The sequence below is a fragment of the Massilia sp. GCM10023247 genome, assembly GCF_042653325.1.
GTDB lineage: Bacteria > Pseudomonadota > Gammaproteobacteria > Burkholderiales > Burkholderiaceae_D > Telluria.
On record NZ_JBHSIB010000011.1, the window covers coordinates 462,497 to 489,472 of the forward strand.

Annotated in this window: 26 protein-coding genes; 24 read left to right on the plus strand and 2 right to left on the minus strand. The window is 68.7% G+C overall.

The window, feature by feature from the left end; translation table 11 throughout:
- Nucleotides 1-7: 7 nt before the first annotated feature.
- The gene (locus tag ACFPAH_RS12420) at nt 8-487 is read right to left on the minus strand and encodes a DUF4863 family protein (protein ID WP_379745454.1); all 480 of its coding nucleotides are present in this window, start codon (nt 485-487) and stop codon (nt 8-10) included.
- A gap of 199 nt (nt 488-686) precedes the next feature.
- Between ACFPAH_RS12420 and ACFPAH_RS12425 the strand changes: the two genes are divergently transcribed.
- The 14 genes from ACFPAH_RS12425 (at nt 687) to ACFPAH_RS12490 (ending at nt 17,490) form a co-directional block, all read left to right on the plus strand.
- Entirely contained in the window at nt 687-1,595 is a 909-nt protein-coding gene (locus ACFPAH_RS12425) for a helix-turn-helix transcriptional regulator (protein WP_379745457.1), read from the plus strand.
- 179 nt (nt 1,596-1,774) lie between these two features.
- The gene (boxC, locus tag ACFPAH_RS12430) at nt 1,775-3,433 is read left to right on the plus strand and encodes a 2,3-epoxybenzoyl-CoA dihydrolase (RefSeq protein ID WP_379745460.1); all 1,659 of its coding nucleotides are present in this window, start codon (nt 1,775-1,777) and stop codon (nt 3,431-3,433) included.
- A gap of 43 nt (nt 3,434-3,476) precedes the next feature.
- A complete protein-coding gene (gene boxB / locus ACFPAH_RS12435; RefSeq protein WP_379745463.1) occupies nt 3,477-4,904 on the plus strand; it encodes a benzoyl-CoA 2,3-epoxidase subunit BoxB in 1,428 nt (475 codons plus the stop codon).
- Between the two features lie 57 nt (nt 4,905-4,961).
- The gene (gene boxA, locus ACFPAH_RS12440; RefSeq protein ID WP_379745466.1) at nt 4,962-6,212 is read left to right on the plus strand and encodes a benzoyl-CoA 2,3-epoxidase subunit BoxA; all 1,251 of its coding nucleotides are present in this window, start codon (nt 4,962-4,964) and stop codon (nt 6,210-6,212) included.
- 39 nt (nt 6,213-6,251) lie between these two features.
- The gene (locus ACFPAH_RS12445) at nt 6,252-7,808 is read left to right on the plus strand and encodes a 3-hydroxyacyl-CoA dehydrogenase (protein ID WP_379745469.1); all 1,557 of its coding nucleotides are present in this window, start codon (nt 6,252-6,254) and stop codon (nt 7,806-7,808) included.
- The gene (locus tag ACFPAH_RS12450; protein WP_379745472.1) at nt 7,805-8,614 is read left to right on the plus strand and encodes an enoyl-CoA hydratase/isomerase family protein; all 810 of its coding nucleotides are present in this window, start codon (nt 7,805-7,807) and stop codon (nt 8,612-8,614) included. Before ACFPAH_RS12445 ends, ACFPAH_RS12450 begins: the two co-directional genes overlap by 4 nt.
- Nucleotides 8,611-9,057, plus strand: coding sequence for a MaoC family dehydratase (locus tag ACFPAH_RS12455; RefSeq protein ID WP_379745475.1), 447 nt, complete (start codon nt 8,611-8,613; stop codon nt 9,055-9,057). Before ACFPAH_RS12450 ends, ACFPAH_RS12455 begins: the two co-directional genes overlap by 4 nt.
- 125 nt (nt 9,058-9,182) lie before the next feature.
- On the plus strand, nt 9,183-10,283 hold the full coding sequence (locus ACFPAH_RS12460; protein WP_379745478.1) for a porin: 1,101 nt from the start codon (nt 9,183-9,185) through the stop codon (nt 10,281-10,283).
- A 156-nt stretch (nt 10,284-10,439) separates the two neighbouring features.
- A complete protein-coding gene (locus ACFPAH_RS12465; protein ID WP_379745481.1) occupies nt 10,440-12,077 on the plus strand; it encodes an AMP-binding protein in 1,638 nt (545 codons plus the stop codon).
- On the plus strand, nt 12,074-14,467 hold the full coding sequence (locus ACFPAH_RS12470; RefSeq protein WP_379745484.1) for a bifunctional salicylyl-CoA 5-hydroxylase/oxidoreductase: 2,394 nt from the start codon (nt 12,074-12,076) through the stop codon (nt 14,465-14,467). The genes ACFPAH_RS12465 and ACFPAH_RS12470 overlap by 4 nt, the downstream gene beginning before the upstream one ends.
- Before the next feature lie 12 nt (nt 14,468-14,479).
- Nucleotides 14,480-15,019 (plus strand): MarR family winged helix-turn-helix transcriptional regulator, encoded by a 540-nt coding sequence (locus ACFPAH_RS12475; RefSeq protein ID WP_379745487.1) that lies wholly within the window; start codon nt 14,480-14,482, stop codon nt 15,017-15,019.
- A 19-nt stretch (nt 15,020-15,038) separates the two neighbouring features.
- Nucleotides 15,039-15,893, plus strand: a complete 855-nt coding sequence (locus tag ACFPAH_RS12480; protein WP_379745490.1) for an enoyl-CoA hydratase family protein — start codon at nt 15,039-15,041, stop codon at nt 15,891-15,893.
- A gap of 4 nt (nt 15,894-15,897) precedes the next feature.
- Entirely contained in the window at nt 15,898-17,073 is a 1,176-nt protein-coding gene (locus ACFPAH_RS12485) for an acyl-CoA dehydrogenase family protein (RefSeq protein ID WP_379745493.1), read from the plus strand.
- A gap of 18 nt (nt 17,074-17,091) precedes the next feature.
- A complete protein-coding gene (locus ACFPAH_RS12490) occupies nt 17,092-17,490 on the plus strand; it encodes a RidA family protein (protein ID WP_379745496.1) in 399 nt (132 codons plus the stop codon).
- A gap of 48 nt (nt 17,491-17,538) precedes the next feature.
- Here the strand turns inward: ACFPAH_RS12490 and ACFPAH_RS12495 are convergent, their stop codons facing one another.
- Complete coding sequence (locus ACFPAH_RS12495; RefSeq protein WP_379745499.1) at nt 17,539-17,940, minus strand: DoxX family protein; 402 nt, start codon at nt 17,938-17,940, stop codon at nt 17,539-17,541.
- A gap of 261 nt (nt 17,941-18,201) precedes the next feature.
- On the opposite strand from ACFPAH_RS12495, the gene ACFPAH_RS12500 reads away from it, so the two are divergent.
- The 10 genes from ACFPAH_RS12500 to ACFPAH_RS12545 all read left to right on the plus strand — a co-directional run bounded on the left by ACFPAH_RS12500 (nt 18,202) and on the right by ACFPAH_RS12545 (nt 26,976).
- On the plus strand, nt 18,202-18,375 hold the full coding sequence (locus ACFPAH_RS12500; RefSeq protein WP_379745501.1) for a hypothetical protein: 174 nt from the start codon (nt 18,202-18,204) through the stop codon (nt 18,373-18,375).
- Between the two features lie 207 nt (nt 18,376-18,582).
- Nucleotides 18,583-19,332 (plus strand): TetR/AcrR family transcriptional regulator, encoded by a 750-nt coding sequence (locus ACFPAH_RS12505; RefSeq protein WP_379745504.1) that lies wholly within the window; start codon nt 18,583-18,585, stop codon nt 19,330-19,332.
- Nucleotides 19,333-19,393: 61 nt separating this feature from the next.
- The gene (locus ACFPAH_RS12510; RefSeq protein ID WP_379745506.1) at nt 19,394-20,296 is read left to right on the plus strand and encodes a VOC family protein; all 903 of its coding nucleotides are present in this window, start codon (nt 19,394-19,396) and stop codon (nt 20,294-20,296) included.
- Nucleotides 20,293-21,171, plus strand: a complete 879-nt coding sequence (locus tag ACFPAH_RS12515; protein WP_379745509.1) for a CoA transferase subunit A — start codon at nt 20,293-20,295, stop codon at nt 21,169-21,171. The genes ACFPAH_RS12510 and ACFPAH_RS12515 overlap by 4 nt, the downstream gene beginning before the upstream one ends.
- 6 nt (nt 21,172-21,177) lie before the next feature.
- The gene (locus ACFPAH_RS12520; protein ID WP_379746012.1) at nt 21,178-21,951 is read left to right on the plus strand and encodes a CoA-transferase subunit beta; all 774 of its coding nucleotides are present in this window, start codon (nt 21,178-21,180) and stop codon (nt 21,949-21,951) included.
- Nucleotides 21,952-21,971: 20 nt separating this feature from the next.
- The gene (locus ACFPAH_RS12525) at nt 21,972-22,865 is read left to right on the plus strand and encodes an enoyl-CoA hydratase (protein ID WP_379745512.1); all 894 of its coding nucleotides are present in this window, start codon (nt 21,972-21,974) and stop codon (nt 22,863-22,865) included.
- Complete coding sequence (locus ACFPAH_RS12530) at nt 22,862-23,941, plus strand: NAD(P)H-dependent flavin oxidoreductase (RefSeq protein WP_379745515.1); 1,080 nt, start codon at nt 22,862-22,864, stop codon at nt 23,939-23,941. The genes ACFPAH_RS12525 and ACFPAH_RS12530 overlap by 4 nt, the downstream gene beginning before the upstream one ends.
- 16 nt (nt 23,942-23,957) lie before the next feature.
- Nucleotides 23,958-24,713: an enoyl-CoA hydratase family protein gene (locus ACFPAH_RS12535; protein ID WP_379745517.1), complete on the plus strand. Its 756-nt coding sequence runs from the start codon at nt 23,958-23,960 to the stop codon at nt 24,711-24,713.
- A gap of 15 nt (nt 24,714-24,728) precedes the next feature.
- Complete coding sequence (locus tag ACFPAH_RS12540) at nt 24,729-25,901, plus strand: acyl-CoA dehydrogenase family protein (RefSeq protein WP_379745520.1); 1,173 nt, start codon at nt 24,729-24,731, stop codon at nt 25,899-25,901.
- A gap of 16 nt (nt 25,902-25,917) precedes the next feature.
- The gene (locus tag ACFPAH_RS12545; RefSeq protein ID WP_379745523.1) at nt 25,918-26,976 is read left to right on the plus strand and encodes an acyl-CoA dehydrogenase family protein; all 1,059 of its coding nucleotides are present in this window, start codon (nt 25,918-25,920) and stop codon (nt 26,974-26,976) included.

The window sequence follows — 26,976 nt, forward strand, 5'->3', positions numbered from 1 at the left end:
GCTGGCCTCAGGCAGTGGCGGTGGCAGGGGAGAACTGGATCGCGCCTTGCGGCAGCAGGTAGAGCACCAGCGCGCGGCCCTGCGAGACGGTCGGCGCATGGGCACTGCCGGGACCGTACACGCACCAGCCGGCAGGACGTCCGTCGAAGCGGGCCCCGGACGTGAGCGGCATGACCAGGTCGATCTCGCCGTTCGGATGCGCATGGTGGGGACCGGCGATGTCGTCCATGTCGACCACGTCGACGCTGAAGCCATGGGTCGCGTCGCTTGCTTTGAGCACCCGTCCGAAACGGATGCCGCCGCCTTCGCGGTTGCACAGCCAGCCGTCGCGCACGCCGGCCTGGCAGGCTTCGAACAACTGGGTGTAGGCCTCGCTGCCGGCGCCGTAGCGGCTATTCAGGTGGGCTTCGAGGGAAGCGCCGAGCGGCTGGCCGGCGATGTCTGCGGTGATTCTGGAAACGAGCTGCTGAAACTGTGAAACGTCCATCCAAGTCCCCTGGCTATGCAAACAGCATGTCGAAAGAAGCAGATTTATAGTGCGTTCGACAGGAGTGTAGATGTACTATGTTGCAGCGGTCAAGCGATGTTTGAGTTATATTTCATGTGCCGGCTCGCCGCATGCACTGGCTTTTGCGATAATGGGCGGATTGTCCCTGGCGGACAGCGCAACTATGATGGAAACGAGAATGACAGCATCGCAGCTCAGCACGGAAATCCTCTCCGACGACGAAAAAGACCCCTTCCTGATTGCACTCGGCGAGCGCCTGCGGGCCCTGCGCTCGCGCCGGGGACTGACCCGCAAGGCGCTGGCGCGGCTGGCCGACGTGTCCGAGCGTCACCTGGCGAACGTCGAGTCAGGCGTCGGGAATGCCTCGATCCAGTTCCTGCGCCAGATTACGACCGTCCTCAACTGCACCCTGTCCGAGATGATCGGCGACGAGACGGCCAGCTCGCCCGAATGGCTGATGATCCGCGAGATCCTGCGCGGGCGTTCCGACGAGGAGCTGGCCAAGGCACGCGCGGTGCTGGCCGGCATCTTCGATGCCCCCACCAGCGAGACGGCGCGGCGCCAGCGCGTGGCCCTGATCGGGCTGCGCGGCGCCGGCAAGTCGAGCCTGGGGCGGATGCTGGCCGACTACTGGATGGTGCCCTTCGTCGAGCTCGGGCGCGAGGTCGAAACCCTCGCCGGTTGCGGCATCGCCGAGATCCACGCCCTGTACGGACCGAACGCCTATCGCCGCTACGAGCGCCGCGCGCTCGAGGACATCATCCAGCGCTACCCGCGCGCCGTGATCGCGACCCCTGGCGGGATCGTCTCCGATCCGGCCACCTACAACCTGCTGCTGTCGCACTGCTATACGGTATGGGTGCAGGCCGCGCCAAAGGATCACATGGCGCGCGTGCTGGCCCAGGGCGATACCCGGCCGATGATGGGCAACCGCGAAGCGATGGAAGACCTCAAAAGCATCCTCGAGAGCCGGGCCGCCTTCTATTCGAAGGCGGATGTCTCCTTCGATACCAGCGACATGACCCAGGAGGCCGCCTTCTTCGGGTTGCTCGACCAGTTGCGGGACGCCGTGGCGCTGGGGCAATAACCCGCTTCCCGGCGCGGTCCGCCGCGCACATATAAAAGCGTGGAGTCCCGGCTCCACGCTTTTTTTCGTTCGCACACCGGATTGCACATGCACTTTTGTTCTTGACATGTCCATTGAGCGGCAATATAGTGCTTCTACCGTTTAGAGGATGCACCATATTTCACCAGGGGACCCATCTCATGAGCAACGCACCGCAAGTCGATTACGCCACTTCCCCGGAACACTACAAGCATTGGAGCCTGTCGGTCGACGGCGAGATCGCGACGCTGACGATGAACATCGACGAGGATGCCGGCCTCAGGGAAGGCTACAAGCTCAAGCTCAATTCCTACGACCTCGGCGTCGACATCGAACTGCACGATGCGGTGCAGCGCATCCGTTTCGAACACCCGACGGTACGCACCGTGGTCGTCACCAGCGGACGCGACCGGATCTTTTGCTCGGGCGCGAACATCTTCATGCTCGGCAAGTCCAGCCATCCGTGGAAAGTCAATTTCTGCAAATTCACCAACGAAACGCGTAACGGCCTGGAGGATTCCAGCCGCCATGACGGCCTCAAGTTCCTCGCCGCCGTCAACGGCGCCTGCGCCGGCGGCGGCTACGAGCTGGCCGCGGCCTGCGACGAGATCATCCTGGTCGACGACCGCTCGTCCTCGGTGAGCCTGCCGGAAGTGCCCTTGCTGGGCGTGCTGCCGGGCACCGGCGGCCTGACCCGCCTGACCGACAAGCGCAAGGTGCGCCACGACCTGGCCGACATCTTCTGCACCACCTCGGAAGGGGTGCGCGGCCAGAAGGCCAAGGACTGGCGCCTGGTCGACGAGGTGGCCAAGCCGGCCCAGTTCGCCGACACCGTGCGCCGCCGCGCGCAGGAGCTGGCGAGCGGCAGCTGCCGTCCGGCCCAGGCCAGCGGCGTGAAGCTGGCCCCGCTCGAACGCACCCAAACACCTGACGCCATCGATTACGCCTACGTCGGCATCCGCATCGACCGCGCCGCCCGCAACGCCACCCTGACGGTGCGCGCACCCGACGCGCCGCAGCCGAGCGACGCCGCCGGCATCGAAGCGGCCGGCGTGAACTGGTGGCCGCTGCGCCTGGCGCGCGAACTCGACGACGCCATCCTGCACCTGCGTACCAACGAACTCGAGATCGGGACCTGGATCCTGAAAAGCAGCGGCGACCCGGCCGCCGTGCTGGCCTCCGACGCCACCCTGGTCGAGCTGGGCGAACACTGGCTGGTGCGCGAGACGGTCGGCCTGCTGCGCCGCACGCTGGCCCGCCTCGACGTGTCCTCGCGCTCGCTGTTCGCCTTCATCGAGGAAGGCTCGTGCTTCGTCGGCTCGCTGCTGGAAGTGGCCCTCGCGGCCGACCGCATCTACATGCTGGCGCTGCCGGATGCGCCCGACGCTGCGCCGAAGATCGGCGTGAGCGAGCTCAATTTCGGCCGCCTGCCGATGGTCACCGCGCAGTCGCGCATCGCGCGCCGCTTCTACGAAGAGGAGGGGCCGGTGGGCGCCGTGCGCGCCACGCTCGGACGCCTGCTCGACGCCGGCGAAGCCGAGGCCCTGGGCCTGGCGACCTTCGCTCCCGACGACATCGACTGGCCCGACGAGACCCGCCTGGCGCTCGAGGAACGCGCCAGCATGTCGCCCGATGCGCTGACCGGCCTGGAGGCGAACCTGCGCTTCAACGGCCGCGAAACGATGGAGAGCCGGGTGTTCGGGCGCCTCAGTGCCTGGCAGAACTGGATCTTCATCCGCCCCAACGCCGTCGGCGAACTGGGCGCGCTGAAGGTCTACGGGTCGGGCAACAAGGCCCAGTTCGATTTCAACCGCGTCTGAGCGTTCGCATTCCGGACCCGGCACACTCTTAAAGGAAACCACCGTGAGCTCGATTAACTATACCGACAAGATCCCGAACAACGTCAACCTGTCCGAAGACAAGACGCTGCAGCGCGCGCTCGAACACTGGCAGCCGAACTACCTGCAGTGGTGGAACGACATGGGCCCCAACGGTTCCAACCAGATGGAAGTCTACCTGCGCACCGCGATCAGCACCACGCCGGACGGCTGGGCCCATTTCGGCCACGTCAAGATGCCGGATTACCGCTGGGGCATCTTCCTGGCCCAGGCCGAGAACGAGCGCAAGATCAACTTCGGCGAGGAGAAGGGCCGCGCCGCCTGGCAGGACGTGCCCGGCGAGCACCGCGCCAACCTGCGCCGCATCATCGTCACCCAGGGCGACACGGAGCCGGCCTCGGTCGAGCAGCAGCGCCACCTGGGCCTGACCGCGCCCTCGCAGTACGACATGCGCAACCTGTTCCAGATTAACGTGGAAGAGGGCCGCCACCTGTGGGCGATGGTCTACCTGCTGCACAAATACTTCGGCCGCGACGGCCGCGAGGAAGCCGAAGCGCTCCTCCAGCGCAATTCCGGCGACCAGGACAATCCGCGCATCCTCGAGGCCTTCAACGAGGAGACCCCGGACTGGCTGGCCTTCTACATGTTCACCTATTTCACCGACCGCGACGGCAAGTTCCAGCTCAATGCGCTGGCCGAATCGGGCTTCGACCCGCTCTCGCGCACCTGCCGCTTCATGCTGACCGAGGAGGCGCACCACATGTTCGTCGGCGAGTCCGGCGTGGCGCGCACCATCCAGCGCACCGTCGACGTGATGCGCCAGCACGGCGTGGAAGACCCGGCCCAGGTGCGCGCGCTCGGCGTGATCGACCTGCAGACGATCCAGCGCTACCTCAACTTCCACTTCAGCGTGACGGTCGACCTGTTCGGCGCCGACCAGTCCTCGAACGCCGCCACCTTCTACAGCTCGGGCCTGAAGGGCCGCTACGAGGAGACCAAGCGCGACGACGACCACGTGCTCAAGGGCCAGCACTACCGCATCCTGGAAGTGGCCGACGGCAAGCTGGCCGAACGCGAAGTCCCGATGCTCAATTCGCTCAACGAAGTCCTGCGCGACGATTTCATCCGCGATTCGATCGCCGGTATCGGGCGCTGGAACCGGATCATCGAAAAAGCCGGCCTGCCGTTCCGCCTGAGCGCGCCGAACAAGGCCTTCAACCGCCACATCGGCGGCTTTGCCGGCCACCGCATCTCGCCGGACGGGCGCGTGCTGTCGGAAGCCGAATGGGCCGCCAACGAGCGCAACTGGCTGCCGAGCGAGGAAGACCGCGCCTACGTGGCCTCGCTGATGGGCCGCGTGATCGAGCCGGGCAAGATGGCCAACTGGATCGCGCCGCCGCCGATGGGCATCAACAAGCAGCCGATCGACTTCGAGTACGTCCGTTTCAACTAATTGTCCTTGCCCGGGAGCGGGGCCTTGTTTCCGCTCCCGGGCCGACTGCGAGCCGCCATGAATGCTCCCGAATCCATCGTGCTGATCCGCCAGCACCTGATCGACCCCGAGGTCTGCATTCGCTGCAACACCTGCGAAGAGACCTGCCCGATCGACGCCATCACCCACGACAGCCGCAACTACGTGGTCGATCCCGACGTCTGCAATGCCTGCGGCAACTGCGTCTCGCCGTGCCCGACCGGCGCGATCGACCACTGGCACACGGTGGCGCGCGCGAACGCCTATCCGCTCGCCGAGCAGTTCTCCTGGGACGAACTGCCGCCGCAGCAAACCCACGCCGAGCCCCTGCTCGAGAAGATGGAAGCGGCCAACGAAGCGGCCGCCACGGTGCCGGACGAAGCGGTGCAGGCGAATGCGGCGACCTCCGTATCCTCGCCGATCCCGCCCTGGTCGGCCGCCCATCCGTATGCCCACCTGTACACGGTCAAGAACCCGGTGCTGGCGACCGTCGCCGGCAACTACCGCCTGACCGCGCCGGACGCCGCCAGCGACGTGCACCACATCGTGCTCGACTTCGGGACCCAGATGTTCCCGGTGCTCGAGGGCCAGTCGATCGGCATCATTCCGCCCGGCGTGGACGAGCAGGGCAAGCCGCATTACATGCGCATGTACTCGGTCGCCAGCCCGCGCGGCGGCGAGCGCGACGGCTATAACAACCTGGCCCTGACCGTCAAGCGCGTGGTCGAGGACCATGCCGGCCTGCCGACCCGCGGCGTCGCCTCGAACTACCTGTGCGACCTGCCGAAAGGCGCGACCGTCCAGGTGGCCGGGCCGTTCGGCGTGAATTACCTGATGCCGAACCATGCCGGCTCGAACATCCTGATGATCTGCACCGGCACCGGCTCGGCGCCGATGCGGGCGATGACGGAACACCGGCGCCGCCTGTATGCCGCCGGCCGTCCGCACGACGGCAAGCTGATGCTGTTCTTCGGGGCCCGCAATCCGGCCGAGCTGCCGTATTTCGGCCCGCTGCTCAAGCTGCCCGCCGATTTCATCGACATGCACCTGGCCTTCTCGCGCCTGCCGGAGCAGCCGAAGACCTATGTCCAGGACAAGATCCGCGAAGCCGGCACGGCGGTCGCCGAGCTGCTCGCGGGCGACACCTATCTTTATATCTGCGGCCTGAAAGGCATGGAGACGGGCGTGCTGGCGGCGCTGGGCGAGGTCTGCGCGGCGTCCGGCATCGACTGGCCGGGCCTGCAGGCGCGGATGGTCGCGGAGGGACGCTTCCATGTCGAGACGTATTGAGATGGCGCGGGCCATGCCCGCACGCGCAGGACGGCGCCCGTGAGCGCCGCCAGCGCCGCCGGCGCGCCCTGGCTGCCGGCACAGGGCACCCCCGCCGAACAGCTGGTCGGCGTGATCGGCGCCGGGACCATGGGCGCCGGGATCGCGCAAGCGGCGGCCGCGGCCGGGCACCCGGTGCGCCTCTTCGACCTGCGCCCGGGCGCCGCCGCCGACGCCGTCAAGCGCATCGGCGACGCGCTCGCGGCCCAGGTGGCCAAGGGCCGCATCGATGCGGTCGCGCGCGCCACGCTGCTGGCGCGCATCATGCCGGCGGCGGCGCTGGCCGACCTGGAGGGCGCCGCGCTCGTCATCGAGGCGATTGCCGAAGACCTCGACGCCAAGCGCAACCTGCTGCGGGAACTGGAGCAGCATGTGGCGCCCGCCGCGATCCTGGCCTCGAACACCTCGTCTTTATCGATCACGGCGCTGGCCAACGGCTTGCGCCATCCCGAGCGGCTGGTCGGCATGCATTTCTTTAACCCGGTGCCGCTGATGCGGCTGGTGGAGGTGGTGTCGGGCGCGGAGACGGCCGGCGGCGCGGCCGCGGCCGTGTTCGAGCTCGCCGAACGCTGGGGCAAGACCCCGGTCCACGCCAAGTCGACGCCCGGCTTCATCGTCAACCGCATCGCGCGCCCCTACTATGCCGAAGCCCTGGCCTTGTTGCAGGAGCACGCGGCGACCCCGGCCGAACTCGACATGCTCGCGCGCGGCGCCGGCTTTCGGATGGGGCCCTGCGAGCTGATGGACCTGATCGGCCATGACATCAATTACGCGGTGACGCAGTCGGTGTTCGAGGCCAACTACGGCGACCGCCGCTATATGCCCTCGCTGGTGCAGAAGGCGCTGGTCGACGGCGGGCGCCTGGGGCGCAAGACCGGGAAAGGTTTTTACGAGGGCGCGCCGGCCCCGCTTTCGGCCCAGATGTCGGCAACATCGCAGGAGGCCGCGGCGCCGGCGCTGGCCGTCGCCGTCTCCGGCAGCGGCCCGCTCGCCGACCTGCTCGCGGCGCGGCTCGAGCGCAGCGGGATCGCGTTCGAACGCAGCGACGGCGGCTGGCCCGGGCTGCTGGTGGGCGAGGTGGCCATGCACGTCACGGACGGGCGCAGCGCGGTCCAGGTGGCGGCGCAGCGCGGAGAACGGCAGACCGGGGTGCTCGACCTGGTACTCGAAGGCGGGGAGGGCGCGCTCGCCGTGGCGTTCGCTCCCGGCGTGGGCCCGGCCGCGCGCACCGGCGTGTTCCAGCTGCTGCGCGCCTGCGGCTGGCAAGCCATCGCCATCCGCGACATTCCCGGCCTGCTGGTGGCGCGCACCGTCGCCATGCTCGTCAACGAGGGCGCCGACGCGGTCTGGCAGGGCGTGTGCGACGTGCGCGCGGCCAACCTGGCCATGCGCCTCGGTACCAACTACCCGGCCGGGCCCTTCGAATGGCTCGACCAGGTCGGGGTCGATTACGTCGTCGCCGTGCTCGACAACCTGCACGCGGCCTACCGCAGCGAACGCTACCGTGTCAGCCCGCTCCTGCAACAACGCTACTGGACCCAAAGGAACCCCGCATGAACCGTGAGATCGCCCTTGCCACCGAGAGTTTTCGCGTCACCGTCGACCCGGACGGGATCGCCCACCTCGTCTTCGGGCCCGCAGGGGCCATGCCGGTGACCGACAGCGCCGGGCACGCGGAGCTGGGAACGATTTGGGACCGGCTCGACGCCGATCCCGGCGTCAAGGTCATCCTCGTGCGCAGCGAAGGCAAGGGCTTTTGCGCGGGCGGCGAGATGGCGATGGTCGAGCAGATGCTGGCGTCGGAAAGCGTGCGCGCGCGCGTGATGAGCGAAGCCCGCGCCCTGGTGCGCGGCATGCTCGGCTGCGGCAAGCCCATCGTCTCGGCGATCAACGGGGCCGCGGTGGGCGCGGGCCTGGCCGTGGCGCTGCTGGCCGATATTCCGGTCGCCGCGCGCAGCGCCAAGCTGATCGACGGCCACACGCGCCTGGGCGTGGCCGCCGGCGACCACGCGGTCGCGATCTGGCCGCTGCTGTGCGGCATGGCCAAGGCCAAGTATTACCTGCTGCTGTGCGAGACCGTCAGCGGCGAGGAAGCCGAACGCATCGGCCTGGTCAGCCGCGCGGTCGACGCCGAAGCCTTGCAGGAAGAAGCGCTGGCCATCGCGCGCCGCCTGGCCGCAGGCAGCGCGTCCGCGCTGGCCGGCACCAAGCGCGCCCTGAACGGCTGGCTGCACGCGGCCTGGCCTGCGTTCGAAGCCTCGCTCCTCAGCGAATTCATGGATTTCGGCGGCGCCGACGCCCGCGAAGGAGTCGCCGCGGCCAAGGAAAAACGCAGCCCCGTATTCAAAGGCGCGGCCTCATGAAGTTCGCCGAGATCGCCGCCGCCGGGCACTTCTTGCTGGGGCCGGTATCGGCCGACAGCGGCGAAGTCGTGGCCTTCGCCTCCAGCTTCGACGACCAGTGGTTTCACACCGATGCCGGGGCTGCGGCCGAGGGCCCGTTCGGCGGGCTGATCGCCAGTGGCTGGCATACCTGCGCACTGGCGATGCGGCTGGTGTCGCGCGAGCTGCTGGCCGGCTCGGAATCGTTTGCCTCGCCCGGCCTGGCCTACCTGCGCTGGCCCCATCCGGTGCGGCCCGGCGACCAGCTGATGCTCGAGGTCACGGTGATCGAGGCGCGCCGCTCGGCCTCGCGCCCGGAACTGGGCATCGTGCGCTGGCAGTGGGTGTTGCGCAATAGCGACAATCAGGTCGTGCTCGACCTGGAGGCGACCAGCATGTTTGCACTCGGCCCACCCGTGGCTTAGTGTTGGAAGAGCGGTTTTATGCGGCATGCATCACCGCGCGGCCTTCTGCAGGAAGTCCGCGAAACGATGCGCTGGCGGCGCGGCTGCCTTCTACCCAGGTCCATCACATCCAAGGAGACACAATAATGAAGAAAAACACCATCTGCGCCGCCATCGCCGTTTTGACCTGCCTTGCGGCGCAGCCGGTCCTGGCCCAGACTTCGGTCGCCATCTACGGCATCCTCGACAGCGGCGTGGTGCACACCAACCACGTCAACGCCGCCGGCGACTCGCAGACGAAGATCCCCGGCCTGACCGGCAGCGTGCCCTCGCGCATCGGTTTCCGCGGCACCGAGGACCTGGGCGGCGGCCTGCAAGCCCTGTTCGTGCTCGAAGGCGGGGTCAACGTCGACACCGGCACCAGCGGCCAGGGCAACCGCCTGTTCGGGCGCCAGGCCTTCGTCGGCCTCAAGGGCGGCTTCGGCACCGTGACGGTCGGGCGCCAGACCAACATGACCTTCCATTCGATGCTCAAGACCGACGTCATGGGCCCGAACATCTTCAGTATCTCGGGCATCGACCTGTACATTCCTAACGCGCGCAGCGACAACGCGATCGGCTACATGGGCAACTTCGGCAACTTCACGGCCGGGGCCACCTACAGCTTCGGACGCGACGCCTCGAATGCCGGCGGCCCGGCGGCGACCAACTGCGGCGGCGAGGTGCCGGGCAACTCGAAAGCCTGCCGCCAGGTGACGGCGCTGCTGGGTTACGACAACAAGACCTGGGGCGTGACGGCCTCGTATGACCAGATGCACGGCAACACCGGCGCCGCCGCCGGCCTGACCACGGCCGACAGCCGCGACCGCCGCACGACGCTGAACGCCTACGCGATGGCCGGCGCCACGAAAATCGGCGCCGGCATCATGGCGCGCCGCAAGGACGCGGCAACCCCGGCCTTCGACCTCGACTCGAACCTGGTCTACCTGGGCGCAAGCCATCCGGTGGCGCCGGCCCTGGTGCTCGACGCCCAGGTGGCCCGGCACGACGTCAAGGACAGCGCCAACGATTCGACCCTGTTTGTGGCGCGCCTGACCTACAGCCTGTCCAAGCGCACCGCGCTCTACAGCTCGCTGGGCCACATGCGCAACAAGGGCGCGGCTGCCATCGCGCTCGACGTCGGCGGCACCGTCGGCCCCGGCATGAACCAGTCCGGCGTCTCGGTCGGCGTGCGCCACGCGTTCTAAGACCTGCTTGACCACCCGGCGCGCGCCGGGTGGTAAAACTGCTTGCACGGGCAGATAGTTTAGGCTTAAAGTACTTGCATAGTGTGCCGAGCAAGCGGCGCGCGGCCTGATTGCCCGTGCCGACTCGTTCCTTCCCCCCGACTGGCCGGAGACAACATGAACGCAAGCGCGTACCTGGACACTTTTGCGATGGACAACCTGCCGCCACGCGAACAGTGGCCCGAGCTGGTGTTCGACCTGGAAGAACTGGCCTATCCCGAGCGCCTCAACTGCGCGGCCGACCTGCTCGACCGGATGGTCGAACGCGGCCACGGGGCCTCGACGGCGGTGCGCGGGGCAGGCCTTGCCTGGACCTACGCCGAACTGCTGGAAAAGGTCGACCGCATCGCCGGCGTGCTGCGCGACGACATGAAACTGGTCACCGGCAACCGGGTGCTGCTGCGCGGCGCGAACAACCCGATGATGGCCGCCTGCATCCTGGCGGTATGGAAGGCGGGCCTGATCGCGGTGCCCACCATGCCGCTGCTGCGCGCCAAGGAAATCGGGACCATCATGGGCCTGGCGCGGGTCGACGCCGTGCTGTGCGCCGCCGACCTGCGCGTGGAACTCGACCTGGCCTGCGGCGCGCTCGACACGCCGCCGGCGGTGCTGTCCTTTAACGATCCTGCAGCGGCCGGCTCGCTCGAGCAGCGGATGGCGGCCAGCCCGGCGCGCTTCGAAGCGGTCGACACCTGGGCGCAGGACGTCTGCCTGCTCAGCTTCACCTCCGGCACTACCGGCCGCCCCAAGGGCACCATGCACTTCCACCGCGACGTGCTGGCCATCTGCGACTGCTTCCCGCGCTCGATGCTGGCCACCACCGCGAACGACGTCTTCATCGGCACGCCGCCGCTGGCCTTCACCTTCGGCCTCGGCGGGCTGCTGCTGTTCCCGCTGCGCTACGGGGCCTGCGCGGTGCTGCTCGAAAAACTCACGCCCGACCTGCTGCTGGCGGCCATCGCCCAATACCGCGCGACCGTCTGCTTCACCGCGCCCACGTTCTACCGCCAGATGGCCCAATTGGCGGGCAAGCACGACCTGTCCAGCCTGACGCGCAGCGTCTCGGCCGGCGAGGCGCTGCCCCGGCAGACGCGCCAGGCCTGGCAGGACGCGACCGGCCTGGTCATGATCGACGGCATCGGCTCGACCGAAATGCTGCACATCTTTATCTCGGCCGCCGGCGCCGACATCCGGCCCGGCGCCACCGGCCGCCCGATTCCCGGCTACCGGGCCTGCATCCTCGACGAAGACGGCAAGCCGGTCGGCCCCGGCGTGACCGGGCGGCTGGCGGTCAAGGGCCCGACCGGCTGCCGCTACCTGGACGATCCGCGCCAGCGCGACTATGTCTGCAATGGCTGGAACCTGACCGGCGACGCGTACCAGGTCGACGCCGACGGCTATTACTGGTACCAGGCGCGCACCGACGACATGATCATCTCGGCCGGCTACAACATCGCCGGCCCCGAAGTCGAGGACGTGCTGCTCCAGCATCCGGCCGTGGCCGAGTGCGGCGTGGTGGGCGCGCCCGACGCCGAGCGCGGCCAGGTGGTGCTGGCCTATGTCGTGCTGCGCCCTGGCGAGCAGGCCGGGCCGGAAATGACCAAGGCCTTGCAGGACTACGTCAAGGCCTGCGTCGCCCCTTACAAATACCCGCGCCGGATCGAGTTTCGCAGCGCCTTGCCGCGCACGGAAACCGGCAAGCTGCAGCGCTTTCGCCTGCGCCAGGAAGCGCAACAGGACATGGAGCAGTCATGAACATCGTTTGCATCGGCGGCGGCCCCGCCGGCCTCTATTTCGGCCTCCTGATGAAGAAGCAGGATCCCACCCACGAGATCACGGTCATCGAGCGCAACCGGCCCTACGACACCTTCGGCTGGGGCGTGGTGTTTTCCGACCAGACCCTGGGCAACCTGGTGGCGGCCGACGAACAGACCGCGCGCACCATCCTGCAATCGTTCAACCACTGGGACGACATCGACGTCCACTTCAAGGGCCGCACCATCACCTCCGGCGGGCACGGCTTCTGCGGCATCGGCCGCAAGCGGCTGCTCAACATCCTGCAGGCGCGCTGCGAGGAGCTGGGCGTGCGGCTGGAGTTCGAGACCGATGTCGGCGACGACCAGGAGGTCGCGCGCCGCTACGGCGCCGACCTCGTGATCGCCTGCGATGGCCTCAATAGCCGGGTGCGCACCCGCTACGCGGCCACCTACCGGCCCGACATCGATACCCGCCACTGCCGCTTCGTCTGGCTCGGCACCAAGAAGAAGTTCGATGCCTTCACCTTCGCCTTCGAGCAGACTGAGCATGGCTGGTTCCAGGCCCATTGCTACCAGTACGACGGCGACACCTCGACCTTCATCGTCGAAACGCCGGAAGAGGTGTGGAGGAAGTCCGGCCTGGCCGACATGAGCCAGCAGGAGGGCATCGCCTTCTGCGAAAAACTGTTCGCGAAATACCTCGACGGCCACGCGCTGATGAGCAATGCGTCGCACTTGCGCGGCTCGGCCATGTGGATCACCTTCCCGCGCATCGTGTGCGGCCAGTGGGTGCACTGGAACCAGGTCGACGGGCGCCGCGTGCCGGTGGTGCTGATGGGCGACGCCGCCCATACCGCGCACTTCTCGATCGGTTCCGGCACCAAGCTCGCGCTCGAGGACGCGATCGAGCTGGCGCGCTGTTTTGCGCAGCATGGCCCGGCCGGGATCGATGGAGTTCTGGCGGCCTACCAGGACGCGCGCGCCGTCGAAGTATTGAAAATCCAGAGCGCGGCGCGCAACTCGATGGAGTGGTTCGAGAACGTCGACCGCTACACGGCCATGGAAGCCGAGCAGTTCGCCTACTCGATGCTGACCCGCAGCCAGCGCCTGTCGCACGAGAACCTGCGCCTGCGCGACCCCGAGTACGTGGGCCGCTTCGAAGACTGGATCGCCGGCCGCGCCTTTGCCCAGGCCGGCTTGCCGCCGCCCCCCGCGGGCCAGAGCATACCGCCGATGCTCACCCCCTATAAAGCGCGCGGCACGGTGCTCAAGAACCGGATCGTGGTCTCGCCGATGGCGCAGTATTCGGCGGTCGACGGCGTGGCCGGCGACTACCACCTGGTGCACCTGGGCAGCCGCGCGCTGGGCGGGGCCGGCATGGTGTTCGCGGAGATGACCTGCGTGTCCGCCGACGCCCGCATCACGCCCGGCTGCCCCGGCATGTACACGCCTGAACACACGGCGGCCTGGCGCCGCATCGTCGATTTCGTCCATGCCAGCAGCGACGCGAAGATCGCGCTCCAGCTGGGCCACGCAGGCGCCAAGGGCTCGACCCGGCGCGCCTGGGACGGCACCGACCTGCCGCTCGAGGAAGGCAACTGGCCGCTGGTCTCCGCCTCGCCCCAGCAGTACCTGGAAGGCGTGTCGCAGGTCGCGCGGGAAGCCACGCCGGACGACCTGGAACGGATCAAGGGCGACTTCGTGCGCGCCACCGTGGAGGCGGACAAGGCCGGCTTCGACTGGCTCGAGCTGCACTGCGCCCACGGCTACTTCCTGTCGAGTTTCATTTCGCCGCTGACCAACCAGCGCAGCGACCAGTACGGCGGCAGCCTGGAAAACCGCTGCCGCTATCCGCTCGAGGTATTCGCCGCGATGCGCGCCGCCTGGCCGCAAGACAAGCCGATCAGCGTGCGCCTGTCGGCCCACGACTGGACGCCCGGCGGCCTGACGCCGGACGACGCGGTCGAGGTCGCGCGCCTGTTCAAGGCGGCGGGCGCGGACATGATCGACGTGTCCTCCGGCCAGGTCAGCAAGAAGGAAACGCCCGTGTACGGGCGCATGTTCCAGACCCCGTTCTCGGACCGCATCCGCAACGAGGCCGGGATCGCGACCATCGCGGTGGGCGCGATCTACGAGGCCGACCACGCCAACAGCATCATCGCCTCCGGCCGCGCCGACCTGTGCGCGATCGCGCGGCCGCACCTGGCCGATCCCGCCTGGACCCTGCACGAAACGGCCAAGCTCGGCTACACCGGGGTTGCCTGGCCCAAGCAGTACTACGCCGGCAAGCAGCAGCTCGAACGCAACCTGGAACGCGAACGCCAGCTGGCGGCGGCCAGCAGCGGCTTGAGCCCGCAGCAGGTCGCGGCCAAACTGCTCGAAGGCTGACGGGACAGGCGCATGGTACAAAAACGAAGCCTGGCGGCCGAGACCGATGCCGAGGATGTCCTCGACCACGAGAGCCGGCTGACCGAGGACAACCACCAGTCGCTCAAGCTGTGGCTGCGCATGCTCTCGTGCACGACCCTGGTCGAGACCGAGATCCGCAGCCGCCTGCGCAGCGAGTTCGGCATCACGCTGCCGCGCTTCGACCTGATGGCCCAGCTCGACCGCCATCCGGAAGGCCTGCGCATGGGCGAACTGTCCAGGCGCATGATGGTCACCAATGCCAACGTCACCGGCATCACCAACCTGCTCGAGCAGGAAGGTCTGGTCGCGCGCGACCCGGTACCCGGCGACGGCCGCGCCTGGAGCGTCAGGCTGACCGCGGCCGGCCAGCGCGCCTTCAAGCGCATGGCCGCGCGCCACGAGAGCTGGATCATCGAACTGATGCAGGCCCTGGACGAGCAGCAAAGGGCCAGCCTCATCGCGCTGCTGTCGACCATGAAGCGGGGCCTGGGCGCCCCCCCTGGGCGGCCCCCATCAACCGCAACGCAGTAACCGAAACACAGGAGAACCCATGCGTTACCTCACAGGCGAACCGCACCAGCTGCCTGGCAACCGCGCCGACCTGGCCCAATACCGGCCGCAGCACTTCCAGTTCGCCCTCGACCAAGGCGTGGCCACGATCACGCTCGACCGCCCCGAGCGCAAGAACCCGCTCACCTTCGATTCCTACGCCGAGCTGCGCGACCTGTTCCGCACGCTGGCCTACGCCGACGCGGTCAAGGCGATCGTCGTCACCGGCGCCGGCGAGAACTTCTGCTCGGGCGGCGACGTGCACGACATCATCGGCCCGCTGACCAGGCTCGACATGCCGGGCCTGCTGGCCTTTACCCGCATGACGGGCGACCTGGTGAAAGCCATGCGCGCCTGCCCGCAGCCGGTGGTGGCGGCCATCGACGGCATCTGCGCCGGCGCCGGCGCGATCCTGGCGTTGGCCTCGGACATCCGCTACGGCACCGCGCGCAGCAAGACCGCTTTCCTGTTCACCCGGGTCGGTCTCGCCGGCTGCGACATGGGCGCCTGCGCGCTGCTGCCGCGCGTGATCGGCCAGGGCCGCGCGGCCGAGCTGCTCTACACCGGGCGCAGCCTGGGCGGCGAGGAAGCCGAACGCTGGGGCTTCTTCAACCGCCTGTGCGCGCCGGAGAGCGTGCTGGCCGAGGCGCAAGGCTTCGCCTCCGCGCTGGCCGCCGGGCCGACTTTTGCCCACGGCATGACCAAGAAGATGCTGCAGCAGGAGTGGAACATGGGCGTCGACGAAGCCATCGAGGCCGAAGCCCAGGCCCAGGCGATCTGCATGGCGACCAACGATTTCCATCGCGCCTACCACGCGTTCGTGGCCAAGGAAAAACCGCAATTCGAAGGAGACTGACGCCATGGCCGACCTCGATTACCTGAACTGGCCTTTCCTCGAAGGCCGCCACCGCGAACTGGCGCAGGCGCTCGACGCCTGGGCCGCGCAGCACATTCCCCAGCAGCACGGGCACGACGTCGACGCCGCCTGCCGTGCCCTCGTGAAACAGCTCGGCGACGCCGGCTGGCTCAAGCACGCGATCGGCGGCACCGCCTACGGCGCCGCCGGTGAGGCGATCGACACGCGCGCCGTCTGCCTGATCCGCGAAACCCTGGCGCGCCATTCGGGCCTGGCCGACTTCGCCTTTGCCATGCAGGGCCTGGGCAGCGGCGCCATCACCCTGTTTGGCAGCGAGGAGAACAAGCGCGACTACCTGGCGCGGGTCGGGCGCGGCGAGGCGATCGCCGCCTTTGCCCTGTCCGAGCCCGATGCCGGTTCCGACGTCGCGGCCATGGCCTGCGCGGCCACCCTGGACGGCGACCACTACGTGCTCGACGGCGAGAAGACCTGGATCTCGAACGGCGGCATCGCCGACATGTACGTGGTCTTCGCGCGCACCGGCGAAGCGCCGGGCGCGCGCGGCATCTCCGCCTTCATCGTCGACGCCGGCCTGCCGGGCTTCGAGATCGCCGAACGGATCGACGTGATCGCGCCGCACCCGCTGGCGCGCCTGCGCTTCACCCATTGCCGGGTGCCCGTCTCGAAGCGCCTGGGCGCGGCCGGGCAGGGCTTCAAGGTGGCGATGGCGACGCTCGACATCTTCCGCACCTCGGTGGCCGCGGCCGCGCTGGGCTTTGCGCGGCGCGCCCTGGACGAGGCGCTGGCGCGCGCCACCGCGAGAAAGATGTTCGGCAAGACCCTGGCCGACTTCCAGCTGACCCAGGCCAAGCTGGCCCAGATGGCGACCGGCATCGATGCCGCCGCGCTCCTGACTTACCGCGCCGCCTGGCAGCGCGACCAGGGCCGGCGCGTGACGAAGGAGGCGGCGATGGCCAAGCTGACCGCCACCGAAACGGCGCAGCAGGTGATCGACGCCGCGGTCCAGATGTTCGGCGGCCTCGGGGTCGTGAGCGAACAGCCGGTCGAGCGCCTGTACCGCGAAATCCGCTCGCTGCGCATCTACGAAGGCGCCACCGAAGTGCAGCAGCTGATCATCGCGCGCGAACTGCTGGCCGAAGCGGCCGCCCGAACAAGCTAATCAAGGAAAGGCAATCACATGGAATTTCTGCAACCGGAAGGCTGGCCACGGCCGCGCGGCTACTCGAACGGCGTCGCTTGTTCGGGCCGGATGATCTTCGTCAGCGGCATGGTCGGCTGGGACCGCGACGGCGTGTTCCACACCGACGACCTGGCCGGCCAGGTGCGCCAGGCGCTGGAGAACATCGTGGCGGTGCTGCACGAGGGCGGCGCCAGGCCCGAGCACATCGTGCGCATGACCTGGTACGTGCTCGACAAGAAGGAGTACGTGGGCGCCTATCCGCAGATCGGCGCGGCCTACCGCGACCTGATCGGCCGCCACTTCCCGGCCATGAGCACGGTGCAGGTGGCCGGCCTGGTCGAGGACCGCGCGAAGGTCGAGATCGAAGTCACGGCGGTCGTTCCCGAACCGGCCTGACCTGGCGGCGGCCGCACCGGCCGTTACCGCCCGGCCTCGCCGAGCTGGCTAAAAACCCTTGCGCGCGCCGGCCAGCGATTCCGGCCGGGTGTCGAACGAAGGCGCACCGGCGCCGTACCGGACGAACAGCAGGTAGCCGCCTGCCATCGCCAGGTTTTTCAGGAAGTTGTTCATCTGGTTTGCGTCGGCGAAATTCGTGTGCGCCACGAACGCCGACGCGACGCTGAACAGCGCGAGGACACCTGCCGCCCAGCGTGCCTTGAATCCGAACAGCAGGGCCAGGCCGCCGCCCAGCTCGATCAGGATGACGAGCGGGGTCACCAGCGCCGGCGAGGGTATGCCCATCGACGCGAAATACCCTGCGGTAGCGCTGTAGCCGACCAGCTTGCTCCAACCGGAGAGGATGAAGATAAGCGACATCAAGAGCCGCGCCGTGAGGTTCAGTGCCATGTTCGCCTCCTTTGGTCTACAAGATATGCAACAGGGATAGCGCCTACGCTACACCCGAATGGCGGTCCTTGTGAAGGATTGTCTTCCCGCCAGCGCGCCCTGCACCAGCTCGTGACGGCGCGCCTGCTTCCCCCGATGCGCCTGCTGCAGCGCAGCACGCCTGCCCAAGGGCGCGGAATCGTCCATACGGACGATTCCACGCCCATGCGGCAGGCGTAGCTTGAAACCCTGTCTGGTGAACTTCCTGGAAAGGGGAATATCATGTCGGCGTTTCGTTTCTACTCCCTGCTCGCAGCCGTTGTCGGCTTCGTCGGCTGGACCGCCTGGTCGTATGACCCGGTCCAGCAGCCTGCCAATCTCAGCTACAACCAGCCTCACCACTCGACCCCGGCAAAAGCCGGGCCGGAGCGGATCGCCCAGGCCTTCGACCGCTGACCAGCACGCGCAGGCGCGGCGGGCGGCGCCAAGCTTTACAGCCCACAACCGGCCGCCGCGCCGCCATCTTTCTCCTTCTCCCATCGCTCCACCAGCGGCCCGGCCCGCCCGCCGCGCGTTTAGTCCGCGTGGGGTATGTGCTGCTCGGCCGAGTCCGCCAACCTGTGCGCTAGCACCGGACTGCCGGGATAGGGAGGCGCATCCATCATGAAACCGAACACCGATATCGAGCGCACAAGCCATCGGCCCGACACGGCGCGGCGCCGCCCCGTGGCGGGGGCCGCCGGCAAGGCCGCGCAGACCCACAAGGCCATCGTCGAATGCGCGCTGCGCATGGCCAGCGCCGGCGGCCTGGGCGCGCTTACCCTGGGCACGGTCGCCGACGAGATGCGGATGAGCAAGACCGGCGTCTTTGCGCGGGTCGGCTCGATCGAGGCGCTGCAGCTCGACGTGCTGGCCGCCTACCGCGCCCGCTTCCGCCGGCACGTGGTCGACCCCGCCAACGCCACCCCGGCGGGCCTGCCGCGCCTGCGCGCCATGTTCGGTTTCTGGGCGCGGCTGGCCGGCGCCCAGGGCTGCCTTTACCTCGACTGCGCCGCCGAATTCGCCGACCAGCCCGGGGTGCTGCGCGATGCCGTGCTGGCCAACGCGCTGGAGTGGCGCCGCGCCCTGGAAACCTGCATCCGTTACGCGATCGATGCCGGCCAGCTCGGTCCGGCCACCGACGTCGCGCAGCTGGCCTGCGACATGACCGGCCTGGTGCTGGTGCTGCAGCACCATGCGCGCCTGCTGGGCGCGGACGACGCGCTCGAACGCAGCACGCGCGCCTTCGAGCGCCTGCTCGCCGCCTGCCATGCCGCCCCGGCCGGGCGCGCGCCGGCGCTGCCGGGCGCCCGCTACGCCGCTCCCGCCGACCGGGCGCAGCGCGCCGTTTTCGCTAGTCTTATTGGACGATGATCGGGCAGGGGGGCGCAACCATAATCGATGCATGTTCCCCGCAATCGAAGGAGTGATGCACATGACCGAAATTAGCGCCCTGTCGTATATCGTCGCCGAGACCACCGACCTGGGCAAATGGCAGGACTATGCCGAAAACGTGCTCGGCATGATGGCATCGACCGCTCCGTCCGGCGACCTGTACCTGAAGATGGACGAGCGCCAGTTCCGCATCGCGGTCCAGCAGGGCGAACGCGACGCCTATGTCGCCACCGGCTGGGAAGTGCCGAACCGCGACGCCTTCGCCCGCGTGCTCGAGCGCCTGCGCCAGGCGGACGTCGCCTGGACCGAAGCGGACGCCGCCCTGTGCAAGCGCCGCTGCGTGCAGCAGCTGGCCGCCTTCAGCGACCCTTCCGGCAACCGCCACGAGGTGGTCTGGGGCTACAAGTCGGACTTCCGCCATTTCGCTTCCCCGGTCGGCGTGGCGCGCTTCGTCACCGGCGACATCGGCATGGGCCACGTGGTGCTGCCGGCGCCCGGCTTCGAGGAAACCATGCGCTTCTTCCGCGACGTGCTCGGCTTCGGCCTGTCGGACATGTTCAACTTCCAGCCGGCCGGCGAAGACGGTCCAAGCGTGCCGATCTACTTCTTGCACTGCAATAACGGGCGCCACCACAGCCTGGCGCTGGCCGGCTACCCGGTCGAGAGCGGATGCGTGCACGTGATGGTCGAGGTCGAATCGATGCCGGAAGTCGGCCGCGCGATGGACCGCATGGCCGCGCGCGGGGTGCAGCAATCCTCGACCCTGGGCCAGCACACCAACGACCGCGTGACCTCGTTCTACATGAAGTCGCCGTCCGGTTTCGACGTCGAGTTCGGCTACGGCGGCGCGGTGGTCGACTGGGCCCAGCACATCACCCATGAATTCACCCAGGTCAGCCTGTGGGGTCACGATTTTTCGGTTGGACAGAAAGGGCAGCAATGACGAACAAGCAAATGAGCGCCGCCGACGTGGTGGCGCAGCTGCGCGACGGCATGACGATCGGCATCGGCGGCTGGGGCGCGCGCCGCAAGCCGATGGCGCTGGTGCGCGCAATCCTGCGCTCGCCGCTGAAGGACCTCACCATCGTCGCCTACGGCGGCGCCGACGTCGGCATGCTGTGCGCGGCCGGCAAGGTCAAGAAACTGGTGTTCGCCTTCGTGTCGCTCGATGCGATCCCGCTCGAGCCGTATTTCCGCCAGGCGCGCCAGGCCGGCGCCCTCGAGGTCACCGAGATCGACGAAGGCATGCTGCTCCTCGGCCTGCGCGCCGCCGCGATGGGCGCGCCCTTCATCCCGACCCGCATCGGCCTGGGCACGGACGTGATCCGCCACAATCCGGAGATCCAGGTGATCGGCTCGCCCTACGACGGGCGCGACTGGGTGGCGATGCCGGCCCTGCCGCTCGACGCCGCGCTGCTGCACGTCGACCGCGCCAGCGCGCGCGGGGTGTGCCAGGTCAAGGGCCCGGACCTGTACATGGACGACCTGTTCGCCCGCGCCGCGCGCCGTACCTATGTCTCCTGCGACGAGCTGGTCGACGACAGCTGGTTCGCCGCCGGCGAGGAAGCGCGCTACGTGTTCTGGGAGCGCGCGGTGACTACCGGCGTGGTGCACGCGCCGGGCGGCGCCCACCCGAGCTCCTGCGCGCCGGCCTATGGCCCCGACATGGCCCACCTGAAGCTGTACGCCGCCAGCGCCCGCGAAGAGGGCGGCTGGACCCGTTATGCCGAGCGCTATGTCGCCGCCGGCGAAGACGCCTATATCGATGCCGTCGGCGGCATCGAAGCGATCCGCAAGTTGCCCCTGCCGGTGTATTGAAAGGACCTGCTCGTGAACGATACCTCCCTGATCGACCGCATCATCTGTGCCGCCGCCCGTGCCTGGGCCGGCGACGGCGAGGTGCTCGCCACCGGCATCGGCATCGTGCCGCGCCTGGCCGCCTCGCTGTGCATGTCGACCACCAATCCCGACCTGATGATGACCGATTCCGAAGCCTGGCTGGTGCGCGAACCGGTGCCGGTCGGCCCGCGCGGCGACTACCGGATGCAGCGCGAAACCTGGATGGGTTTCTCGCGCATCTTCGACAACGTCTGGAGCGGCCGGCGCCATGCGATGGTCGGCCCGACCCAGGTCGACCGCTACGGCCAGGCCAACATCTCGATGATCGGCGACGATTATCGGCGCCCGAAGGTGCAGATGCTGGGCGTGCGCGGCTTCCCCGGCAACTCCTTCTGTCACGCCAACTCGTTCTTCGTGCCCCAGCACAACCGCAAGGTGTTCGTCGAGGGCGAGGTCGACATGGTGGCCTCGATCGGCTACAACCCGGCGCGCCTGCCGCGCGGCTACAGCTTCGACGACATCGACATCCGCCAGGTGATCACCAACCTGTGCGTGTTCGACTTCGGCGGGCCGCAGCGCCAGGCCCGCATCCTCTCCCTGCATCCCGGCGTCAGCCTGGAGCAGGTCGAGGAAGCCACCGGCTTCCCGCTCTGGAGCGGCGACCCCATCGTCGAGACGCCGGCGCCGACGGCGGCCGAACTGGCCCTGCTGGCGCGGCTCGACCCGCACAACCTGCGCGCCGCCGCCCTGGGCGCCTGAACATCGTGAAGAACGCCGCCATGCTCCCCAAGACCGAATTCGTCCAGCGTCCAGACGACGCAGTCTACGAAACCGACTCCCCGGTGCTCTACCAGGCCGCCGACGGCATCGCGTCGATCACGATGAACCGTCCGCAATTCAACAACGCGCAGAACTCGCAGATGACCTACGCGCTCGACGCCGCCTTCCGGCGCGCGGTCGACGACGATGCGGTGAAGGTGATCGTCCTGCGCGGCAACGGCCGCCATTTCAGCGCCGGCCACGACATCGGCACGCCCGGGCGCGACGTCAACAAGTCCTTCGAGCGCGCCCACCTGTGGTGGGACCACGCCAACAAGCCGGGCGCCGAGTTCAATTACGCGCGCGAGCAGGAAGTCTACGTCGGCATGTGCCGGCGCTGGCACGACATCCCGAAGCCGACCATCGCGATGGTGCAGGGCGCCTGCGTCGCCGGCGGCCTGATGCTGGCCTGGGTGTGCGACCTGATCGTCGCATCCGAGGACGCCTTCTTCCAGGACCCGGTGCTGCGCATGGGAATACCCGGGGTCGAGTACTTCGCCCACGCGCAGGAGCTCAATCCGCGCATCGCCAAGGAATTCCTGTTCCTCGGCGAGCGGCTGCCGGCCCAGCGCGCCCATGCGATGGGCATGGTCAACCGGATCGTCGCGCCCGAGGCGCTCGAAGCCGAGACCATGTCGCTGGCGGCCCGCATCGCGGCCCAGCCGCGCCTCGGGCTGGCGCTGGCCAAGCAGGTGCTCAACCGCGCCGAGGAGCTGCAGGGCCTGCGCGCCACGATCGACATGGCCTACGGCTACCACCAGCTGGCGCATGCGCACGGCCAGGTGATCGGCCAGGGACACCTGGGCGGCCACGACGCGGCCTCGATGGCGGCGGCCAACAAGGCGGGATCATGAGCGAAGCCGATCTCGACACCGGCCTGCGCACGCCCCTGTGCGAGCTGCTCGGCTGCCGTTACCCGATCGTGCAGACCGCGATGGGCTGGGTCGCCGGCGCCGAGCTGGTGGCCGCCACCTGCAACGCCGGCGCCTTCGGCTTCCTGGCCGGAGCGACGATTCCCGCCGAGCGGATCGAAGCGGACATCCTGCGCGTGAAGCAGCTCACCGGCGACAAGCCCTTCGGCCTGAACTTCCACATGTTCCAGCCGAACGCCCAGCAATTGCTGGACCTGGCGGTGAAGTACCGGATCCGCGCGGTCAGCTACGGCCGCGGTCCCGACAAGAAGACCATTGCCCGCCTGCGCGACGCCGGCATCGTCTGCATGCCGACCGTGGGCGCGCTCAAGCACGCCCAGAAGGCGATCGAGATGGGCGCCAACGCCATCACGATCCAGGGCGGCGAGGGCGGCGGCCACACCGGCTCGGTGCCTACCACGGTGCTGCTGCCGCAGGTGGTCGATGCGGTCAAGGTGCCGGTGGTGGCGGCCGGCGGCTTCTACGACGGCCGCGGCCTGCTTGCCGCGCTGGCCTTCGGCGCCCAGGGCGTGGCGATGGGCACGCGCTTCCTGATGACCACCGACAGCGGCGTGCCGCCGGCCACCCTCGAGCGCTACCTGGCCGTGCGCGACGTCGACCAGGTGCGCGTCTCGCACCTGGTCGACGGCATGCCGCAGCGGATGATCGACAACGAGTACCTGGCCGCGCTGGAAAAGGCGGCGCCGCTGCGCCGGGTATGGATCGCGTTGCGCAGCGCGCTGGCCTGGAAGGCCCATACCGGGATGACCGCCGGCCACGCCGCCCGGGTGCTGCTGCAGGCGCTGCGCCAGGACCCGGCCTCGGTGGCCCAGGTGGTGATGGCGGCGAATGCCCCGGTGCTGCTGCAGCGCTCGATGGTCGACGGCAAGCCGGCCGAAGGGGTGATGTCGGCCGGCCAGGTGGCGGCCCTGATCGGCCAGCTGCAGTCGTGCCGCGAGGTGGTCGACGCCATCGTCGCCGACGCCCGCCGCGCGCGTGCGCGCCTGAATACCTATTAGGAACCAAGGAAGACCGATGACTTCACAATTCAGTTCAAGCGTCCACGATAACGGCGTCGCCGAAGTCGTGCTCGACCGGCCTCCGGTCAACGCCCTCGACGACGACGGCTGGCACGCCCTGGCGGCCTGCATCGCCGCGCTCGGCGAGGACCGCGCCGTGCGCGCGATCGTGATCCGGGCCGAAGGGCGCGGCTTTTGCGCCGGGGTCGACATCAAGCAGCTCGACGCCGAGCAGGGCCGGATCGTCTCGGTCAATGCCGGCAACTACGCCACCTTCAAGGCCGTGCACCGCAACAAGGTGCCGGTGATCGCCGCCGTACACGGCTTCGTGCTGGGCGGCGGGATCGGCATCTGCGGTGCCGCCGACTTCGTGATCGCGGCCGAGGATGCTTCCTTCGGCCTGCCCGAGGTCGACCGCGGCGCGATGGGCGGCGCGGCCCACCTGCAGCGCATGTTCGGGCTGCAGAAGACGCGCTACGCCTTCTTCACCGGCGAGATGATCCCGGCCGCCGAGGCCCTGCGCCTGGGCGCCGTCGAACGGGTGGTGCGGCGCGCGGCGCTGCGCTCGACCGCGCTCGAGATCGCGGCGAAGATCGCCGCCAAGAGCCCGGCCATGATCCGGATCGCCAAGGAAGCCCTGAACGGCATCGAGGACGGCAACCTCGAAGACAAGTACCGCTGGGAGCAGGGCTTCACGATGCAGGCCTACATGAGTCCCGATTCGGTCGAGGCGCGCGCCGCCTTCGTCGAAAAGCGGGCAGCGACATTTTAATCGGGAGAAGGCAGCATGAATCTGACCTATACACCGGCGCAGCAAGCCTTCCGCCAGGAAGTGCGCGCCTGGCTGCGCGCGAACGTGCCGGCCGAGCCCTTCGCCAGCTACGAGTCGCGCGAGGGCTTCGAGCAGCACCGCCAGTGGGAAGCCAAGCTGGCCGACGCCGGCTGGAGCAGCGTCGCCTGGCCGGTCGAGCTGGGCGGGCGCGGCTGCGACCTGATCGACTGGCTGATCTTCGAGGAAGAGTACTGGGCCGCCGACGCCCCGATGCGGGTCAACCAGAACGGCATCCTGCTGCTCGGGCCGACGATCATGGAATTCGGCACCGAGGAGCAGAAGGCGCGCTTCCTGCCGCGCATGGCGCGCTGCGACGACATGTGGGCCCAGGGCTGGTCGGAACCGAATGCCGGCTCCGACATGGCGGCCATCAGCAGCCGCGCCGTGCGCGACGGCGACCACTACGTCCTCAACGGCCAGAAGACCTGGTCGACCCGCGCCGTGTTCGCCAACTGGCTGTTCGGCCTGTTCCGCAGCGAACCCGGATCGCAGCGCCACCACGGCCTGAGCTACCTGCTGGTGCCGCTCGATTCGCCCGGGATCACGGTGCGCCCGATCAAGGCCCTGAACGGGCGCCAGGCCTTCGCCGAGATCTTCTTCGACGAGGTGCGGGTGCCGGCCGGGAACCTGGTCGGCGCCGAAGGCAGCGGCTGGCAGGTGGCGATGGCCACGGCCGGCTTCGAGCGCGGCCTGCTGCTGCGCTCGCCGGCGCGCTTCCAGCACACGGCGCACAAGCTGATGCAGCTCTACCTGAAGCACCGCGAGCAGGCCGACCGCGATCCTGCCATCCGCGACGCCGTGATGCGCGCCTGGATGGGCGCCCAGGCCTATGCGCTGTCGTCCTACCACACGGTCGGGCGCCTGCAGGAAGGCGCGGCGATCGGCGCCGAGTCGAGCACCAACAAGATCTTCTGGTCCGAACTCGACCTGGAAATGCACGAGACCGCGCTGCGCATCCTCGGCGCCAATGCCGAGCTGATGGACGGGGGCCTCGGTGACAGCGACAGCGACGGCGACGGCTGGCTCGACGGCTTCCTGTTCGCCCAGGCCGGCCCGATCTATGCGGGCACCAACGAAATCCAACGCAACATCATCGCCGAGCGTGTGCTTGGCCTGCCCAAGAGCTAAGCCGGAGAACAGTCGCATGAACTTCACATTCACGCAAGAGCAGGTCGCCTTCCGCGATTCGATCAGCCGCTTCTTCATGACCGAGGCGCCGCCCGAGATGCTGCGCGAGATCTGGGAAACCGATGCCGGGCGCTCGCCCGGGCTGCGCGCCAAGATCACCGAACAGGGCCTGTTCAGCCTGTCGGTGCCGGAAGCCGAAGGCGGCATGGGGCTGGGCGACGTCGACTGGGCCCTGATGACCCAGGAACTGGGCTATTACGCGATCCCCGATTCGATGTCCGATACCGCCTATGTCGCCACCGGCCTGCTGGCCGCGCTCGAGCCGGGCCACCCGCTGCGCGCCCGGTGGCTGGCGCGTATTCCGGACGGCAGCTGCCGGATCGCCGTCGGCCATCCGGTCAACCCGTGGGTTGCCGACGCCGCGCTGGCCGACGTGCTACTGCTGGCGCACGGCGACGAGGTGCACGCGGTGCCCCGCGCGGAGGTCGTGCTCACGCCCCTGCACAGCATCGACGCTTCGCGCCGCCTGGCGCGGGTCGAGTGGCAGCCGGGCCCCGCGACGCTGGTCGCAAGCGGCGAGCAGGGCCGGGCGATGTGGGCCGAGACCCTCGACCGCGGCGCGCTCAACGTCAGCGGCCAGTTGATCGGGCTGGCCCAGCGCATGCTCGACCTGGCGGTCGACTACGCCGCCCAGCGCAAGCAGTTCGGCAAACCCATCGGGTCGTTCCAGGCGGTCAAGCACCATCTGGCCGACGTCATGACCAGGATCGAGTTCGCCAAGCCGGTGCTGTACCGCGCGGTGTATGCGCTCGAGCACGCCGAAGCCCAGCGCGCCCTGCACACCTCGCACGCCAAGCTGGCCTGCGCGGAAGCCGCCTGGCTGGCCGCGCGCAAGGCGATCCAGGTCCACGGCGCGATGGGCTATACCTGGGAAGTCGACCTCCAGATGTTCATGAAGCGCGCCTGGGTGCTGGACGCGGCCTGGGGCGACCGCGCCTTCCACAAGGGGCGCGTCTCCGAGGCCCTGCTGGGTGCCGGCGCGCCGCTCGGGCCGACCGCCGTTTTTTCGAATTGA

Bases quoted from the DNA above. Each gene is read 5' to 3' on its own strand.
- ACFPAH_RS12455 (WP_379745475.1), top strand. From the start codon at position 8,611: ATGAAGTTCGCCGAGATCGCCGCCGCCGGGCACTTCTTGCTGGGGCCG.
- ACFPAH_RS12525 (WP_379745512.1), top strand. From the start codon at position 21,972: ATGCTCCCCAAGACCGAATTCGTCCAGCGTCCAGACGACGCAGTCTAC.
- ACFPAH_RS12420 (WP_379745454.1), bottom strand. From the start codon at position 487: ATGGACGTTTCACAGTTTCAGCAGCTCGTTTCCAGAATCACCGCAGAC.
- ACFPAH_RS12530 (WP_379745515.1), top strand. From the start codon at position 22,862: ATGAGCGAAGCCGATCTCGACACCGGCCTGCGCACGCCCCTGTGCGAG.
- ACFPAH_RS12490 (WP_379745496.1), top strand. From the start codon at position 17,092: ATGGAATTTCTGCAACCGGAAGGCTGGCCACGGCCGCGCGGCTACTCG.
- ACFPAH_RS12505 (WP_379745504.1), top strand. From the start codon at position 18,583: ATGAAACCGAACACCGATATCGAGCGCACAAGCCATCGGCCCGACACG.
- ACFPAH_RS12450 (WP_379745472.1), top strand. From the start codon at position 7,805: ATGAACCGTGAGATCGCCCTTGCCACCGAGAGTTTTCGCGTCACCGTC.
- ACFPAH_RS12500 (WP_379745501.1), top strand. From the start codon at position 18,202: ATGTCGGCGTTTCGTTTCTACTCCCTGCTCGCAGCCGTTGTCGGCTTC.
- ACFPAH_RS12460 (WP_379745478.1), top strand. From the start codon at position 9,183: ATGAAGAAAAACACCATCTGCGCCGCCATCGCCGTTTTGACCTGCCTT.
- ACFPAH_RS12510 (WP_379745506.1), top strand. From the start codon at position 19,394: ATGACCGAAATTAGCGCCCTGTCGTATATCGTCGCCGAGACCACCGAC.
- ACFPAH_RS12465 (WP_379745481.1), top strand. From the start codon at position 10,440: ATGAACGCAAGCGCGTACCTGGACACTTTTGCGATGGACAACCTGCCG.
- boxA (WP_379745466.1), top strand. From the start codon at position 4,962: ATGAATGCTCCCGAATCCATCGTGCTGATCCGCCAGCACCTGATCGAC.
- ACFPAH_RS12480 (WP_379745490.1), top strand. From the start codon at position 15,039: ATGCGTTACCTCACAGGCGAACCGCACCAGCTGCCTGGCAACCGCGCC.
- ACFPAH_RS12515 (WP_379745509.1), top strand. From the start codon at position 20,293: ATGACGAACAAGCAAATGAGCGCCGCCGACGTGGTGGCGCAGCTGCGC.
- ACFPAH_RS12540 (WP_379745520.1), top strand. From the start codon at position 24,729: ATGAATCTGACCTATACACCGGCGCAGCAAGCCTTCCGCCAGGAAGTG.
- boxC (WP_379745460.1), top strand. From the start codon at position 1,775: ATGAGCAACGCACCGCAAGTCGATTACGCCACTTCCCCGGAACACTAC.
- ACFPAH_RS12495 (WP_379745499.1), bottom strand. From the start codon at position 17,940: ATGGCACTGAACCTCACGGCGCGGCTCTTGATGTCGCTTATCTTCATC.
- ACFPAH_RS12475 (WP_379745487.1), top strand. From the start codon at position 14,480: ATGGTACAAAAACGAAGCCTGGCGGCCGAGACCGATGCCGAGGATGTC.
- ACFPAH_RS12485 (WP_379745493.1), top strand. From the start codon at position 15,898: ATGGCCGACCTCGATTACCTGAACTGGCCTTTCCTCGAAGGCCGCCAC.
- ACFPAH_RS12535 (WP_379745517.1), top strand. From the start codon at position 23,958: ATGACTTCACAATTCAGTTCAAGCGTCCACGATAACGGCGTCGCCGAA.
- ACFPAH_RS12425 (WP_379745457.1), top strand. From the start codon at position 687: ATGACAGCATCGCAGCTCAGCACGGAAATCCTCTCCGACGACGAAAAA.
- ACFPAH_RS12470 (WP_379745484.1), top strand. From the start codon at position 12,074: ATGAACATCGTTTGCATCGGCGGCGGCCCCGCCGGCCTCTATTTCGGC.
- ACFPAH_RS12545 (WP_379745523.1), top strand. From the start codon at position 25,918: ATGAACTTCACATTCACGCAAGAGCAGGTCGCCTTCCGCGATTCGATC.